Source organism: Methylobacter sp. (assembly GCF_004322395.1).
Classification (GTDB): Bacteria; Pseudomonadota; Gammaproteobacteria; order Methylococcales; family Methylomonadaceae; genus Methylobacter_A.
In genome coordinates this window covers 1-14,504 of sequence record NZ_SCTW01000034.1, presented here as the reverse complement: position 1 = coordinate 14,504, position 14,504 = coordinate 1, and the positions used below count along the sequence as shown (strand labels likewise).

Annotated in this window: 16 protein-coding genes; 10 read left to right on the top strand and 6 right to left on the bottom strand. The window is 49.4% G+C overall.

All coding sequences use genetic code 11. The features are described 5' to 3' along the window. Positions 1-106: 106 nt before the first annotated feature. Entirely contained in the window at positions 107-1,180 is a 1,074-nt protein-coding gene (locus EPO18_RS05350) for a hypothetical protein (RefSeq protein ID WP_292431559.1), read from the bottom strand. Positions 1,181-1,284: 104 nt separating this feature from the next. Next, a complete protein-coding gene (locus EPO18_RS05345; RefSeq protein WP_292431556.1) occupies positions 1,285-2,361 on the bottom strand; it encodes a nucleoid-associated protein in 1,077 nt (358 codons plus the stop codon). Between the two features lie 387 nt (positions 2,362-2,748). On the opposite strand from EPO18_RS05345, the gene EPO18_RS05340 reads away from it, so the two are divergent. After that, positions 2,749-3,060: a nucleotidyltransferase family protein gene (locus EPO18_RS05340; RefSeq protein ID WP_292431555.1), complete on the top strand. Its 312-nt coding sequence runs from the start codon at positions 2,749-2,751 to the stop codon at positions 3,058-3,060. Between the two features lie 71 nt (positions 3,061-3,131). Here EPO18_RS05340 and EPO18_RS05335 read toward each other — a convergent pair whose 3' ends face one another. Next, complete coding sequence (locus EPO18_RS05335) at positions 3,132-3,386, bottom strand: CopG family antitoxin (protein WP_292431551.1); 255 nt, start codon at positions 3,384-3,386, stop codon at positions 3,132-3,134. Further along, a complete protein-coding gene (locus EPO18_RS05330; protein ID WP_292431549.1) occupies positions 3,361-3,669 on the bottom strand; it encodes a BrnT family toxin in 309 nt (102 codons plus the stop codon). Before EPO18_RS05330 ends, EPO18_RS05335 begins: the two co-directional genes overlap by 26 nt. Positions 3,670-3,881: 212 nt before the next feature. Between EPO18_RS05330 and EPO18_RS05325 the strand changes: the two genes are divergently transcribed. Next, positions 3,882-4,193 (top strand): helix-turn-helix domain-containing protein, encoded by a 312-nt coding sequence (locus EPO18_RS05325; protein WP_292431545.1) that lies wholly within the window; start codon positions 3,882-3,884, stop codon positions 4,191-4,193. On the opposite strand, the gene EPO18_RS05320 is transcribed toward EPO18_RS05325, so the two are convergent. Both EPO18_RS05320 and EPO18_RS05315 read right to left on the bottom strand, forming a co-directional pair. Then, entirely contained in the window at positions 4,170-4,421 is a 252-nt protein-coding gene (locus tag EPO18_RS05320) for a hypothetical protein (RefSeq protein ID WP_292431542.1), read from the bottom strand. The genes EPO18_RS05325 and EPO18_RS05320 overlap by 24 nt on opposite strands. Before the next feature lie 298 nt (positions 4,422-4,719). After that, complete coding sequence (locus EPO18_RS05315; RefSeq protein ID WP_292431540.1) at positions 4,720-5,157, bottom strand: hypothetical protein; 438 nt, start codon at positions 5,155-5,157, stop codon at positions 4,720-4,722. Between the two features lie 649 nt (positions 5,158-5,806). Between EPO18_RS05315 and EPO18_RS05310 the strand changes: the two genes are divergently transcribed. From EPO18_RS05310 to EPO18_RS05275, 8 genes are all read left to right on the top strand, one after another. After that, entirely contained in the window at positions 5,807-7,042 is a 1,236-nt protein-coding gene (locus tag EPO18_RS05310) for a patatin-like phospholipase family protein (RefSeq protein WP_292431537.1), read from the top strand. 164 nt (positions 7,043-7,206) lie between these two features. Beyond that, entirely contained in the window at positions 7,207-9,573 is a 2,367-nt protein-coding gene (locus EPO18_RS05305; protein ID WP_292431534.1) for an arylsulfatase, read from the top strand. A 166-nt stretch (positions 9,574-9,739) separates the two neighbouring features. Next, positions 9,740-10,288 (top strand): hypothetical protein, encoded by a 549-nt coding sequence (locus tag EPO18_RS05300; protein ID WP_292431531.1) that lies wholly within the window; start codon positions 9,740-9,742, stop codon positions 10,286-10,288. A gap of 32 nt (positions 10,289-10,320) precedes the next feature. Then, positions 10,321-10,680, top strand: coding sequence for a SpoIIAA family protein (locus tag EPO18_RS05295; protein ID WP_292431528.1), 360 nt, complete (start codon positions 10,321-10,323; stop codon positions 10,678-10,680). Between the two features lie 99 nt (positions 10,681-10,779). Then, a complete protein-coding gene (locus EPO18_RS05290) occupies positions 10,780-10,989 on the top strand; it encodes a hypothetical protein (protein ID WP_292431525.1) in 210 nt (69 codons plus the stop codon). Positions 10,990-11,051: 62 nt separating this feature from the next. Beyond that, entirely contained in the window at positions 11,052-11,933 is an 882-nt protein-coding gene (locus tag EPO18_RS05285; protein ID WP_292431523.1) for a DUF2092 domain-containing protein, read from the top strand. Further along, positions 11,930-12,724 carry a hypothetical protein gene (locus EPO18_RS05280; RefSeq protein WP_292431521.1) on the top strand — a complete coding sequence of 265 codons (795 nt, stop codon included), beginning with the start codon at positions 11,930-11,932 and terminating at the stop codon, positions 12,722-12,724. The genes EPO18_RS05285 and EPO18_RS05280 overlap by 4 nt, the downstream gene beginning before the upstream one ends. A gap of 578 nt (positions 12,725-13,302) precedes the next feature. Then, positions 13,303-14,238: a transporter gene (locus tag EPO18_RS05275; RefSeq protein WP_292431519.1), complete on the top strand. Its 936-nt coding sequence runs from the start codon at positions 13,303-13,305 to the stop codon at positions 14,236-14,238. Positions 14,239-14,504 lie beyond the last annotated feature (266 nt).

Here is a 14,504-nt window from a genome sequence, read left to right as displayed (position 1 = left end):
GTTTTTTGTGGCTATAGTCGAGGTCAGCAAAACTGGTTTGATAGGACATAGGAGTATTGGATTTATTGAGTTCGATGGCAATATTATCCCATGAAGCCGGATTTAATCAGCGTTTCCCTAAGTAACGGTTTGAAAATACACTTATTTGTCCATTGTCTTTAAACCCATCTACAACCACAATCGACAACAAGAAGGTTAATATAATAAATATATTATTTTTTAGAGAATCTAAAAGCTCATCGGCCATTGCATATGTTTTACTAGTAGATTCAATTATAAATTCTCCTATTTTATTCTTAACTTCTAAATAGCTTTGAATGTTTCCTTTTAAATAAATTTGGTAATTTGATTGAATGGCTTCCCATACCTCCCTGTCAAACTTAATATTTCCGTTATTATCTAAGTGTATTGACAAGACATTTCGTACTAAACCTATTTTATCCGAACTATTTCCTCCCTCATACGCCCATGCATATATTTTAAAGAGCAACTTGTGTTTTTCGGCTAAGCTAGTTACTGTGACTCCGTCACAGATTACTGTTTTATATCCACTAATTTTATAACAAAATGAGTCAATATTTTTAAACTCTGATGAATTTGAAATAAATATAATTGATAATACTGAGCATGCCTTATTAAAAAAAACATTTAATCTATTGCTACTTGATATGTTTAATAGATTAAAATCATTTGGTAATAATTTTAAATTGAGATTGTGAACACTAGAATTTTCTGAAAATAATTCAAGCTTGTCTATTCTATTAAATTCAGTAAATATCTCATTACTCTGTAGGCTTTCTCCTGCTTGAAAGAATTTAATACTATCAGTACCAAATTGATTAATAGTTGAAAAGACCTCAAATTTTAGATTATCTGAGAAGATTTTAGATATAGTGTGGATAATGTTAAGTAAACTCTCTGCCTCTAGATATTCACTAAACTTATCCAGGAAATATAGAGAAAGAGTCGATTCTATTTGGTTCTTTCTTATATTTAATTCGATTTCATATTCAACTTCATCATTGTTGTCTAAGATATGTTCTTGTATTTTTCTAAAACTATCCGGTGAACAGTCAGATATTGTTATATGGTTGCCACACACGTCAAAAAATAACTCAAAACTATCTCTACTTGATAAAGTTTTTAGCTCATCAAAAAGTTTAGGAATAAAATCACTCATCGGCTCACTAAGTTTTGTTAATATCCTAAGTGAGTCAAATGTCTCCTGTATTTCAGAAGTTGAAATTAGTCCTTTACAATTGAAGTATTCAAATAACATAGCTTTTAAATTCTTTCTTTGCGTGTAAATTGTTTAAAACCTTCTGGAGATTCGATTACTACAAGTTTCTTGCCACATGCAGATTGTTCAGACCAAATCTTTTGGTCCAGATTCTGAATTCCATCGTCTATAGTTAAAGATATTTCTTTTGATAGTGGTACTTTGGTTCGCTTAAACGGTACTTCAGACGGAATAAGCTTGAAGTATGTATCAAATTTTTTCTTTTCAGGAAGCTTCTTCAATATATCCAACATTCTTATAATTTTTTCTTTGAGATTGGCATCTTCTGGTTCGTAATTTTCAAATATATTTTTTATAAATTCATCGTACTTCATTTCACCTTGTTGTCTAAATGCTGCAATGACTGAATTTCTTAGAATCGTATAATCAACCGGATGGTCTTTTTTAATAGTATTTACTACTTTTATTACTTCTTGAGATGCGATTCTTGTATTATGAGCATCGTTTCGAACTTCTTTCAATTCGAGAAAATCTTTCCACCAGTAGGTTGATGGCTTTGAGTTTGTATCAAATACAAACACGTCATGCGGCATTCCTTCCGCATTAAATGAAACCTTACATGCTTTATAAATCTTGTTGGCTACTGATAAGCCAATCTTTTTCTTAAAATCTGTTTCATCTAAGAAAGTTTGGTGCTCAATTTTAACGCCCAAATACGATATATCAGTTCCATCTCGATATACAAACTGAAGAAAGCTCCCCTTTTTCACGTGTCCATTTCCAGAAGAACCTAAATGCCCATATCTATCATCTGTTTCGACTTCTTTATCAAGCAATCTACTAGCCAAGTTAGAAGATAAGGGGTTTTCATTTAAATTTAGTTCAATGAAAAACGACCTTAGAGTAGTAAAAAACTCCGTTGTCTCTCTATGAAAATCGTAAGCTCGTTTCTGTGGTTTATCATTAATTTCTTTAAGCAGATCAGTCAGATAATTTTCAAGGTCAGAGTCATAATTTGAAATGGATATTTGGTTATATTCTTTGTCCGCTACATTAATATGATGTAGTACAGTGCTCACAATGCGCTGAATTTGTTGAGCTTCTGCTACAGTTGGTTCCATGGCTATTCCTTTTTAATTAGATTTTAATTAGAGAGACTGGGCAACAAGAAAAGCTTTGCAACTAATTCTCCAAGTCGACATAGTCTATACCCTAGCCGATATTATTCGCAAATGAGTAGACCCCGACCTAGCACGATAGGATAAGCTGAGGTACGAACCCATAAATCGCGAACGATGAACTTCGATTTCCGCTCTATATTTACAGTATCGACCAAACTGGAACAGGATAAACTAAACACAACATTCTTTACGACCAGTGCAAAAAGATACTAGCCGAGGCATTGCTGCAATGAGCATCGCCGATTAAACTGTGCTAAAACCTTACCAGCCTGAAATTTAACAAGAATTATCAAGTCGGCTTCACATAAACCTAAGGAGGCATTAATAATGCCCCTCTTTATTCATCAACACCAGTCCGCAATCGCTGAACTCTGCCGACGTTATCACGTGCAATGGCTTGAAGTGTTCGGGTCTGCCGCGCGGGGAACCGATTTCGTCCCGGAAAGCAGCGATGCCGATTTTTTAGTGGAGTTCTCTCCGTCTGCCGATAGCCCTACGCTAAAGGCATTTTTTGGCTTACAAGCCGACTTGTCGCAAATTTTGGGGCGAACTGTTGATCTGGCGGAAGCCTCCGCGCTGCGTAATCCCTATGTTCAAGCCAGCGTCAATCGAAGCCGTGAAGTCGTCTATGCAGCGTGATCCACGCGCTTATCTTTGGGATGCAAGGGAGGCTGCCTCAGCAATACTGGAATTCGTTGCGGGCAAAACCTTCATTTCCCAAGGTGCAGGGCGTTTTCAAGAGTCTGGCGGATAAACCGTTGATAGGGTACGCCTGAGCGCTCGGCTTCTTTTTTGATCGCGTCAAACAGTGTTTCAGGCAGGCGCATGGTAATGCTCTTATCCTTTGGCTGAAACTCAAAACTAACAGGCTTCATGTTTGACAAGTCATATTGGGTTAAATCGGCCTCGTCTACAAAAGTCTCGGCGGCTTCATCGGTTCTAAGTTTTGGAAATTTCTTTTTCATAATGTTCTACCTCTTTTTGGTGCATGTAACGGGCGCTGATGGGACGGATTAAAACGTCGTCGCTATGAGTGCGCAAGGTAAAGGCAATAAATACGCGTCGTCCTTGGTGGGTTTTGCCAATGCCAATAAACCGATCTTCTCCTTGGGAATGGGTAGGGTCGGGAAAAACCGCCATGGTTTGGCGAAATACGGATTCTATTTCCGCAATTTCAACGCCGTGTTTTTGGCACTTTTTCAAGTTGCCATGATCCCAATCGAATCCTGCTACATTGTGTATGGTCATGTTTTATAGTGTGCGTTTGTATGTACATTTGTCAAGCTATATCGTTTGTCGGTCAATGCTCATAAGTCACTTGCCAGAGTTTCATCCGTATTCGTTTACGGTAACGAATATGAATTTAGCCATGGAGGGTACGCTGTGCGTACCATAGAACGCTGAAAGGTACGCACAGCGTACCCTACGAGACTGAAAGCTATGTTTAAAGAGGCAAGACAATGAAAAGAAATCTGTTCGATGAACTCAGTGAAGGTTTTGATGCTTTGGCTGAGCAGCGCCAAGGCAAGCGCACGTTGAGAACTCACGACGTTGAGATGAAGCCAGCGCCGGAATTAGCCGCCGCCGAACTGGTGGCGTTGCGGGAGCGGCTACATTTGTCGCGGGCGGTGTTCGCCCGTTATCTGCGAACCAATCCGCGCACTTTGGAGAATTGGGAGCAAGGACGCGCCAAACCCAACGCCCAAGCCGCGTTGCTGATTCGGTTGGTGTCGTCCTACCCGGATACGCTAGAGCGTTTGGGGCAAATTTAATTCGGCAAGTTGCAAGCGGCTGATTTCTTCGGCTACCAGTTCTTCGGTAATGCGCCCGCCCATTGCCGAGGTTGCCATGCGGGTAATGCTGGAATTTAAATCCCGAAAATTCGCTCGCCATAGCGCTTGCGCTGAACGTGCAAACTTTAAATATTGCTCGCGCGGCTTTGTTAAAATTGACTTTATAGAATCAGGATGGTGTTTGCCGAGGAGCAAATATCTGTCCATGTAGGCAACGCTAGTTCTCGCTGTCGCTCGAACCGGCTTATTCCGGCAGGACTGGGGTCTTTAATCAGGTCGCTCATTTTCTCTCCTTAACTTACCGTATTGTACGACTTTGAAAATAAGCGGTTACACGGATTTATTTACGCCCTCCGAGAGGAGCTTTTTTCAACACAATCATCAAATGCAGTCATTCGAATTAAAAAAGAGTAAAGACTTGGCCCCGATTTTCTGATTTGGAATCCGGATGAGTCCCAATAAAGACCGCCTACGCGAACTTTTTAGGACCAATCCGGATACAGGGCTAATCCTTAAGCTTGATAGTCACACCCTGCGTCCCAAGAGCGAATTTCAAACCCGCCCCGGTTCCGTTCAGTTCAATCACTACACCATGATTGTTCTTCATCGCTATAGCTCCTTTTCCACCGGCGATGGTTACGCCTCCTTTCACTCCGTAATAGGTGCCGTTAAAGTCCTCCAATTGGCGCAAGTTATACACGATTCCCGATGCGGAAAATTTGGAAATGCCGACATCGGCTAAGCTAAGCCCGCTGATGTCGAAGCTGTGTTCAGTTCCCTCGTAAGTCATGACACCACCTCCCCAACTCCAGCCGATCCCAGCGGCTACAGAACCTACGTTGAGGTTAACCGTTCCACTGATTTTCGAAGGCTTCGCAAACGAAGAAGAGGAAAACGTCACAATACTTATTATGGCTATCAAAATGTAAATGAATTTACGCATATCTATCTCCAGATAATAAGAGTTATAAGAGTTTAATTTTCATATTCATCTATAAACTACCTAGAAGCCCGGATGACTTAATTGCAACCTATTAATTAGAATTAATATTCACAAATATTGATCAATATTAAAAATATAAGATATTACATTAATCAAATACAATTACGTCATATAAACCCCTAACGCCTCAATATACCTTTTTCGTAATTAACACTAACGATGGATTTAGAACCAGCGAAATACGAAATATAAGTTTCCATATATTCAAACCGATAGTCATTTTAAATTAACATTTTCAACTTCAAAAACAATGAGTATAGATACCTATGGATACCTCGAAATACCGTCAAAATTGCTGTGGCGCGATCTAGCCCAATGCAACGCAAACTTCTAATAACTGGGCAATCCTAGCCAAGACTGCGCCAGTAGGTAATTGCACTAGTATTTTTTCCTTACCTTTCTCTTTAGAATAAATTCGATATGAATCAAAAGCTTTAAGAACGGCAATAGAATGCGTGCTTAACCAAAGAATTACAAAGAGAGCTGACTTTCGACTGCAAATGCTCCTCAAGTCACGATAAATAACAGGTCGAGGTATGTTTTAGTCAAGCCGACAGTCTAACTTCATGCCATGGGAGGGTCCGGTTTTATGCGCAAGATTCATAAAACAGACGGTAATAACCAGATGATGAACAGATATTTAACCGTTGAAATTATATCGATTCTTGTCGTCTTAACGTTCACGCTTTCGGGTTGTTCTCTGCCCATCCGGCAATCCGCCGTTCCTCAGCAATTGACCGAAAAAGCCGAAGTAGTCGGTATGCCGGGCGTCCGCTATGTGGTCCGCGCCGAAATGCCGGGGTTCACTCGGGATGCGATGGAAAGCTACTACCGGGAACAGGCCTACCGGGCCCAACAGAGCCAAGTAGGCGCGCTGCCCCCGGCCAACTTCCTGGCCCTTTCGGGTGGGGGTGATAATGGCGCCTTCGGCTCAGGCCTCCTGTCCGGCTGGACCGCCACCGGCAATCGACCGGAATTCAAGGGCGTCACCGGCATCAGCACCGGCGCCTTGATCGCGCCGTTCGCGTTTTTGGGGCCGAAGTACGATATACCCCTCAAGGAGCTCTTCACCCATAGTAAGCCCAAGGACATTCTGAAGGCGCGCTATTTCGTGGCGGCGTTATTCAACGACGCCATGGCCGATGACGCGCCGCTGGCACGGCTGCTGAAGAAACATGTGACGGAAGACATGCTGAAGGAGATCGCCCGGGAGGATGCGAAAGGCCGCCTCCTGATGATAGCCACCACCAACCTGGATGCTAACCAGGCGGTTATCTGGAACATGGGCAAGATCGCTGCCAGCGGCCATCCTCGGGCTCTGGAGCTGTTCCACAAGATCATGCTCGCCTCGGCCGCCATTCCGGGCACTTTTCCGCCGGTGATGATTGACGTGGAAGCGAACGGCCAGCGTTACCAGGAAATGCACGTGGACGGCGGCGCCAGGGCCCAGGTGTTTCTCTACCCGCCCGCCATCAAGGTGGCCGAGCTCAGTAAGCAGCACGGCATTGTCCGCGAGCGCCGGCTCTATCTCATTCGCAATGCCCGCCTCGACCCCGACTGGGCAGAGGTGGAACGCCGCACCCTGAGCATCGCCAGCCGCGCCGTTCACTCACTGATCCAAACCCAGGGCGTAGGTGATCTATACAAGATCTATGCTCAGACTCAGCGGGATGGTATCGATTTCAATCTTGCGTTCATCCCGAGAAGCTTCAACGCCCCTCACAAGGAAGAATTCGACACCGAGTATATGCGTCAGCTGTTTCAGACTGGCTATGACCTGGCTGTTAAGGGTTACCTCTGGGAAAAAACCCCGCCGGGCTTGTAAGAACAAGGTTATGTTTTTATGTCGTCTCGCCAACCGCAAATCAGGCGAGATGGTGACTGATTCGATCCCTTTCAACTTGAGGCCGTTCTAAGCGTATGTAGACAATCGAATGGACGCTCATCCCTAAACGACAAGATTCAGGCATTCCAATAGAGGGTAGGCAAATGAAAAAACAGGTACTCGCTATAGCAAGTTTGATCGTCCTAATTTCAGTGAACAGCGAAGCGGCTAGTACAAAGAAGGACGCTACGCAACCGGCCGGAATCGATCGCACGGTGCTGCCGATTTCTGAACCTAAATATACCCCGATCACCGAGCTCGATGCTCGCAACGCCAAGGCCCCGCCCCGCTTTGAAGTGAAGATGCCGGAAGGAGCGCCCAACGTGGTCATCGTGCTAATAGATGACATGGGCTTCGGTACGACCAGCACTTTCGGCGGCCCTGTCGCCATGTCGACGCTGGACCGGCTGGCGCAAGGTGGCCTGCGCTACAACAATTTCCATACGACGGCGCTGTGTTCGCCGACCCGCCAAGCCTTGAAGACCGGCCGCAACCATCATACCGGAAACACCGGCTCGATCATGGAAACAGCGACGGCGTTTCCCGGCGATACCGGGGTGTTGCCGAACAGCGTGGCATCATTGGGCGAGATATTGCGGCTCAATGGCTACAGCACCGCCGCCTTCGGTAAGTGGCACGAAACCGCGCCTTGGGAAACCAGCGTTTCGGGGCCGTTCGCCCGCTGGCCGACCTTGCAGGGCTTCGACAAGTTCTACGGTTTCATCGGCGGCGAAACCAACCAGTGGGCGCCGACCCTTTTCGACGGCGTAACCAAAATCGAGCCGCCGCACGATCCGAATTACCATTTCACCACTGACATGACCAATCAGGCGGTGTCCTGGATCCGTTACCAGCAGGCGCTGACGCCGGACAAGCCGTTCTTCGTTTATTACGCGCCCGGCGCCACCCATGCGCCGCATCATGTCCCCAAGGAATGGGCCGACAAGTACAAAGGCAAATTCGACCAAGGCTGGGACAAGCTGCGCGAGGCCACGCTACAGCGGCAGATCGAGCTTGGCGTCGTGCCCGCCGGCACCAAGCTTGCCGGTAAGCCCGAAGCCATCAAAAGCTGGGATCAACTCACCGCCGACGAGAAGCGGCTGTTTACGCGCCAAGTAGAAGTCTTCGCGGGCTTCGCGGAGCAGACGGACCACGAGATCGGCCGCCTGGTCAAGGCGATCGAGGACTTGGGCAAGCTGGACAACACCCTGTTCATTTACATTGCCGGCGACAACGGTGCCAGTGCCGAAGGCGGCATGGTGGGCATGTACAACGAAATGACCTATTTCAACAGCGTGCCGGAGACTGTCGAGGATCAGCTCAAATACCTGGATCGATGGGGCGGTCCTGAAACCTTTCCGCACATGGCGGCGGGCTGGGCAGTGGCCTTCGACGCACCCTTCATGTGGACCAAGCAGGTGGCCTCGAACTATGGCGGTACGCGCAACGGCATGGTCATTCACTGGCCGGCAAGGATCAAGGCCAAAAACGAGGTCCGCAGCCAGTTCCATCATGTGATCGACATCGTCCCGACCGTGCTTGAAGCCTCTCATCTTCCCGAGCCCACGGCGGTGAACGGCACCAAGCAGACCCCTATCGAAGGCGTGAGCCTGGCGTATACCTTCGACGATGCCAAGGCCAAGGACCGCCATCGCACGCAGTATTTCGAAATTTTCGGCAACCGCGCCATCTACCACGACGGCTGGCTGGCCGGCACGGTGCATCGGGCACCATGGGAGCAGCAGCCCCGCCATCCGCTGACCGAAGACGTCTGGGAGCTTTACGATGCGCAGCAGGACTTCAGTCTCAGTCACAATCTGGCAAAGGAGAATCCCAAGAAACTCGAGGAGATGCAGAAGCTGTTTATGACAGAAGCGCCTAAATACAACGTGCTGCCGATCGACGACCGCATGTTCGAGCGCTTTAATGCCGAACTGGTGGGACGGCCGGACCTCATGGGCGGCCGCACCTCGCTGACCTTGGGCGAGGGCATGACGGGCATGTTGGAAAACGTCTTCATCAACGTTAAGAATCATTCCAAGACCATCACCGCCGAAATTGAAGTTCCCCAAGGCGGCGCCAAAGGCGTCATTCTCGCCCAGGGCGGCCGGTTCGGCGGCTGGAGCCTGTACCTGAAGGACGGCAAGCCGGCCTACACCTACAACTTTCTCGGCCTGAGCCACGACACCGTGATTGCCGCGGACGCGCTGCAAGCAGGCAAGGCTACGCTAGTGTTCGATTTTGCCTACGATGGCGGCGGGGAAGGCAAAGGCGGTACCGGGACACTGTCCGTCAACGGACGGAAAGTCGCTGAAGGGCGCATCGACCGCACGCAGCCGTCGGTATTCTCGGCGGACGAGACGGCCGATGTGGGCGTGGACGAGGCGACGCCGGTGGTAGACGGGATTGGTGAAGGCTCGCAAACGCGCTTCACCGGCAAGGTCGAGAAGGTGACTGTCGAGGTGAAATGAGTCCGGCAGAGTGGGCGTGAGTACTACCTAAAGAAACCGAAAGGCGGGCCGGATTGAGGTGTGCGCTTTGTGATCACGCTGCTGTTCCGGAAATAAAGTATGTAAAAGGCAGAATTGAAGGAATCCATGTGAATGAAATTGTCAATCGTTGAGAAGAGGAAATGCCATGAAACTACTACCGATGTTGGAACATGAAATCAAAGAAATAGGTTTGGTTTCTCTTTACTTTTTCTTTTGTTTCGGCGTGATGCTCACGTTAAAAAAACTTTTTTTGGCTGACTATCAGATCGAAGTTTCCGTGCTTTCGAAGGCGGCTATCAGCGCACTCATCGTCGCGAAAATCGTGATCGTACTCGACGCGACGCATGCCGGTCGCCGATTCGACGCCAGTTTTCCCCTGGGACTGGCCGCCCTTTACAAAACGCTGGTTTATATCCTGGCGACGTTCGTAGTCCTGTTCCTGGAGAAACTAATCGAGGCCTATTGGGAGATTGGTACGCTCGGGCAAGCCGTATCGGATGTGTGGGAGCATAGGGATCGCAACCTCATACTTGCCAAGGTGCTCTGTGTCGGGTTGGCGTTTTTTGCGTATCACCTGTACGCGGGGCTTGACCGCCGTCTCGGTGAGGGGACGCTTCGCCGGCTGGTTACGGAACGTCCGAATTTGCCGGGGCAGACGCCAAACCCGGATAAGGAATATGAAGGCGGGGTTTAGCTCCCAAGAATAATGACAAAAGAGGTTAATTAATGGCTTGCGAGATTTTGGAAATCGATAACGAGATCATACGTATCCGCATTTCAGGCGTTATGAGATTGGCTGACCAGAAGGAATTGCAGAAAGTGGCCCGCGATTTGATTGATCGGGGCTTGAAGCCAAGGCTGTTGGTGATAACGGAGAATTTCGAAGGCTGGGAAAAGGCAGAGGAATGGGGTGATGTCGGCTTCTTGACAGACCATGGCGACTCTATTGTAAAGATGGCGATCGTCGGCGATGAATGCTGGAAGGAGCAGGTCTTCATGTTTACCGGAAAAGGACTCCGCGCCACAGAGATTGAATTCTTTCCTCCTTCCTCATCAAAGGAGGCCGAGCTTTGGGTGCGGGCATGAACGGGAGATGCGGTTCCATGATCCGGCGTCCGGGAAGAGAATGGATTTGTTGCGTAACGAGTCTATAACCGGCCGATTCGGCGATACCCGGATATTGAAATGAGTGGTGGAATTCAAAATATGGATCTCACTAACGCTGCACTTTTATCTTCAGTGGGGTTATTTCTCGGCATACTGTTTGCCTTTGGATGGGGGGATAGCCAGACACTTTCATTGATTACTCTGCCTGCGAAAGCAGAGGGGCTAGCCGTTGTGGATAAAACTACTGCCGAAAAAGCAGCGTCAGTTCCGCTCACCATTCAACCATAACCTCTAAAGGAGGCTACTTATGAAGACGAATCAGTCAAGCACATCACCTAAGGAGGTGACCGATGAAAACCAATAAACAATCGATACTCAGGACGGCGTTATGCGTAGCGGTCATGACTACAGGCTTTGGTTGTAGCGAGAAGGCGGCAGTGACACAACCGGATACTTCGGATACTTTGGCGACCCCGGAAGCGGGTTCTCGAACGGTGGCAAAACCCGCCGTGGCGGAACCAGTCGTAGCAAAGGATATACTCAAGCGCATGGCTGAATTCCTGGCCAAGACTCCGCGGTTCAGCGTGAACCTTACGGGCAGTTACGAAGTGCTCCAGGAATCGGGCCAGAAGATTGAATTCGGCGAGAACCGGAAGATCATCGTCAGCCGACCCAATGGGCTGCGCGTCGAAGTCGAACATAGTGACGGCGAGAAGCATCTTGTTCAGTATAACGGCAAGGAAATCACGACATTCAGCCCATCTCAGAACGTCTACGCACAGGTTTCCAAACCTGGCGGGATCGACGATGCGGTCATGTATTTTCTGAAGGATCTTGGCATGCGTCTGCCGCTCGCCATTCTCTTGACCAGCCGGTTTCCGGCCGAAATTGAACGCCGGACCCAAGCGCTTGATTATGTGGAGAAGACGGTTATCGATGGAACTCCCACCCACCATTTGGCGGGACGTACCGAAACCGTCGATTATCAGGTCTGGATACCGGAGGGCAGCCAACCGTTGCCGCTTCGCATCGTGTTGACCTACAAGAACGCAGAGGGCCAGCCGGATTTCAGGGCGCAGTTTTCCAATTGGAACCTCGCGCCTGAAATTCAGGATAACCAGTTCACGTTCACTCCGCCCGAAGGGGCGCGGAAGATTGTCTTTCTCGCGGAGTTACCCAAAATCGCGCTTAAGGGAACCACAAACCCAGAACATACCGGAGGACAGAAATGAATACCAAACCTTACTTGATCGTTACGGCTATTGCGGCCACAATCGTTTTACTAATAGGGTCCGTGAATGACGCTATCGCCCGAGGTCGTGGCGGCGGGGGCGGCGGCTTTTCAGGCGGTGGAGGCTCCCGTGGTGGCGGTGGCGGCGGTTTTTCCCGTAGTGGCGCCGCCGCGAGCGGCAGCTTCTCGTCCGGTTCGGGGAGAGCCGGAAGTGCGGCTGCCTCCGCATCGAGAACGTCCAGCCGGTCTCAGGCGGCACAGACCGCTTCCACGAACAAGGCGGCGACCCAGCAAAGTCGTCAGTCGACTTCGTCTGCGAACCAGGCACAGCGGCAGTCAGCCTCGGCCCAGAGCCAAGCGCAGCGGCAACAAGCCTCTAATCAAAACGTCGAGACTCGCCAACAAGCCGCCACAAGCAGGGCGCAAAGCCGACAGCAAGCCGCGCAGTCCTATCAGGGGGCTTACCCGGCAGGGGGGTACTATCCACCGCCACCCTCCGGATATTACGATAACGACAATTGGGATGATGGCGAAGTCGCGGCTGTGGCGGTCGGCGCGGCTGCGCTGGGTGCGGTCGGAGGTTACGCCGCAGGCGAGACATCAGCCTCCGAAACTACGTCCACGACGACCGTCTACAACGCGCCCCCTCCTTCGGGCTCTGCGGGGTTGCCCTGCACCCCCAACACAACTGTGGTCAAAGGCGTGACCTACTATCAATGCGGTTCTTCTTGGTACACCCAGGCTTACGGAAATAGCGGCGTTGTTTATATGCCCGTGTCGGCGCCCTATTAGGCATTTGGGATAGGGTTGGAGTCCTTGTTTTGCCTAAGCGTGTTGAAATAATTGGGCCGAAGTGATGACTCCGGCCCAATCCACCTTATGGATTTACCATCGGAGATCCGTTATGAAATCGCTTAGCCTCACCGTACCTTTTACCCGCATTAGCTGTTCTCGCCGGCTGTGCGTCAACCAACTTTCTGTTCGATTGCACGGGACCAAGGCAGGAGCAGTTGCCGACGACTGCACGGATGCAGGAGGTAGAGCAACGCAGGGAGCAGTTGCCGAGGCGAAGCAAAAGAAAGTAACTCGCCTTCGGGTGCGAGAATCCGATTCAAATAATTGCCGCGTGAGCGACACCTTTAAATATGAGAGCAGTCTAAATTCGACTAAGGAACATATACAAAATAATTTGAGTAAGTTACCAATAGCCGGAGTGCAGGCTTCGCCTGCAAGCGCAAGCAAAGCTTGCACTCCCGCTGAAAACTTACGGCGCGAGTTGTTCAAGTTATTTCATGCTCATTCCTAACTGCGTAACATCAGTTAAATAGCATCTAATCTGAAGCGTAATCATTGATCGGAAATTCAGCCGAATGAGTAAACTTTATCGACACGAAGTTTTAAGGATAGTTCGGTGCGTTGTTGCTACAGCACTAGCCGTAGCGGCCTTCTGTGCGAAAGGACAGGATCTCGAGCCGCGCGCCTACGCCAACGCCCCTGTCGGGCTAAATTTCCTGATCATGGGTTACAGTCACATAGAAGGCGGCGTGGCGACCGACCCCGCGCTACCGATCGAAGATGCGCAGGTCGAGGTTCATTCCACGGTTTTTGCCTATGCCCGTTCACTGGATGTCTTTGGGAAGTCCGCCAAGTTCGACGTGGTGCTGCCCTATGCCTGGGCCTCGGGCAGCGCCAAGGCTCTGGGCCAATTCCGCGATCGCGAAGTATCCGGTTTTGCCGATCCCAGATTTCATTTTTCGGTCAACCTTTACGGCGCCCCCGCACTTTCCATGGAAAAATTCGCAGATTACCAGCAGGATACCATTGTCGGCGCCAGCCTCGAGGTAACCGCACCCGGAGGCCAGTACGACGCGGACAAGATTCTCAACATCGGCACCAACCGCTGGTCAATCAAGCCGGAGATCGGGATTTCCAAGCGCCTGGGGCAGGTGACGCTTGAGGTGGACGGAGGCGTCCGGTTCTATACCGCTAACGACGACTTCCTAGGCGGCAAAATCCGTGAGCAGGAACCGATCTATTCGGTACAAGGGCACCTGATTTACAGCTTCGGGCACGGCATGTGGGCGGCGGTGGACGGCACCTTTTACACCGGTGGGCGAACCTCCGTGGATGGCATAAAAGCTAACAGCCAGCTAGAGAACTCGCGGGTAGGCGCAACGCTCGTGCTACCCGTGAACCGGTACAATTCGGTTAAGCTTTACTACAGCACCGGCGTCTCGGTCCGCACCGGCAGTGACTTCGATGTAGCCGGGATCGCCTGGCAATATCGTTTCGGAGGAGGGCTTTAAGGTTTTGCCGCAAATATTTATAACTGATGTTACGCACGGGCTGTATTTCTGACGTTTGTCGCACTGAGCCCCATAACTTACGAAATATTCTTAAGCCCATGAATCAAATAGTGATGAAAACTTGCCAGTGGCACGAATTCAATCTAGTTTGCCGCGCCGAGCACCGGAGCTTTTGTCGAGAACAGCCCGTGAGGGGTGCGGCAGGGATGCCGCACGTCAGCAGAGGGGCAGGAGCCCCTTCTGCTGACCCTCGGCAAAAGCGAGGA

What these genes read in the sequence shown, in the direction of transcription:
- EPO18_RS05285 (WP_292431523.1), top strand. Translation starts at nt 11,052, where the DNA reads ATGAAAACCAATAAACAATCGATACTCAGGACGGCGTTATGCGTAGCG.
- EPO18_RS05305 (WP_292431534.1), top strand. Translation starts at nt 7,207, where the DNA reads ATGAAAAAACAGGTACTCGCTATAGCAAGTTTGATCGTCCTAATTTCA.
- EPO18_RS05310 (WP_292431537.1), top strand. Translation starts at nt 5,807, where the DNA reads ATGCGCAAGATTCATAAAACAGACGGTAATAACCAGATGATGAACAGA.
- EPO18_RS05280 (WP_292431521.1), top strand. Translation starts at nt 11,930, where the DNA reads ATGAATACCAAACCTTACTTGATCGTTACGGCTATTGCGGCCACAATC.
- EPO18_RS05275 (WP_292431519.1), top strand. Translation starts at nt 13,303, where the DNA reads ATGAGTAAACTTTATCGACACGAAGTTTTAAGGATAGTTCGGTGCGTT.
- EPO18_RS05315 (WP_292431540.1), bottom strand. Translation starts at nt 5,157, where the DNA reads ATGCGTAAATTCATTTACATTTTGATAGCCATAATAAGTATTGTGACG.
- EPO18_RS05320 (WP_292431542.1), bottom strand. Translation starts at nt 4,421, where the DNA reads ATGGACAGATATTTGCTCCTCGGCAAACACCATCCTGATTCTATAAAG.
- EPO18_RS05335 (WP_292431551.1), bottom strand. Translation starts at nt 3,386, where the DNA reads ATGAAAAAGAAATTTCCAAAACTTAGAACCGATGAAGCCGCCGAGACT.
- EPO18_RS05340 (WP_292431555.1), top strand. Translation starts at nt 2,749, where the DNA reads ATGCCCCTCTTTATTCATCAACACCAGTCCGCAATCGCTGAACTCTGC.
- EPO18_RS05295 (WP_292431528.1), top strand. Translation starts at nt 10,321, where the DNA reads ATGGCTTGCGAGATTTTGGAAATCGATAACGAGATCATACGTATCCGC.
- EPO18_RS05325 (WP_292431545.1), top strand. Translation starts at nt 3,882, where the DNA reads ATGAAAAGAAATCTGTTCGATGAACTCAGTGAAGGTTTTGATGCTTTG.
- EPO18_RS05290 (WP_292431525.1), top strand. Translation starts at nt 10,780, where the DNA reads ATGAGTGGTGGAATTCAAAATATGGATCTCACTAACGCTGCACTTTTA.
- EPO18_RS05330 (WP_292431549.1), bottom strand. Translation starts at nt 3,669, where the DNA reads ATGACCATACACAATGTAGCAGGATTCGATTGGGATCATGGCAACTTG.
- EPO18_RS05350 (WP_292431559.1), bottom strand. Translation starts at nt 1,180, where the DNA reads ATGAGTGATTTTATTCCTAAACTTTTTGATGAGCTAAAAACTTTATCA.
- EPO18_RS05300 (WP_292431531.1), top strand. Translation starts at nt 9,740, where the DNA reads ATGAAACTACTACCGATGTTGGAACATGAAATCAAAGAAATAGGTTTG.
- EPO18_RS05345 (WP_292431556.1), bottom strand. Translation starts at nt 2,361, where the DNA reads ATGGAACCAACTGTAGCAGAAGCTCAACAAATTCAGCGCATTGTGAGC.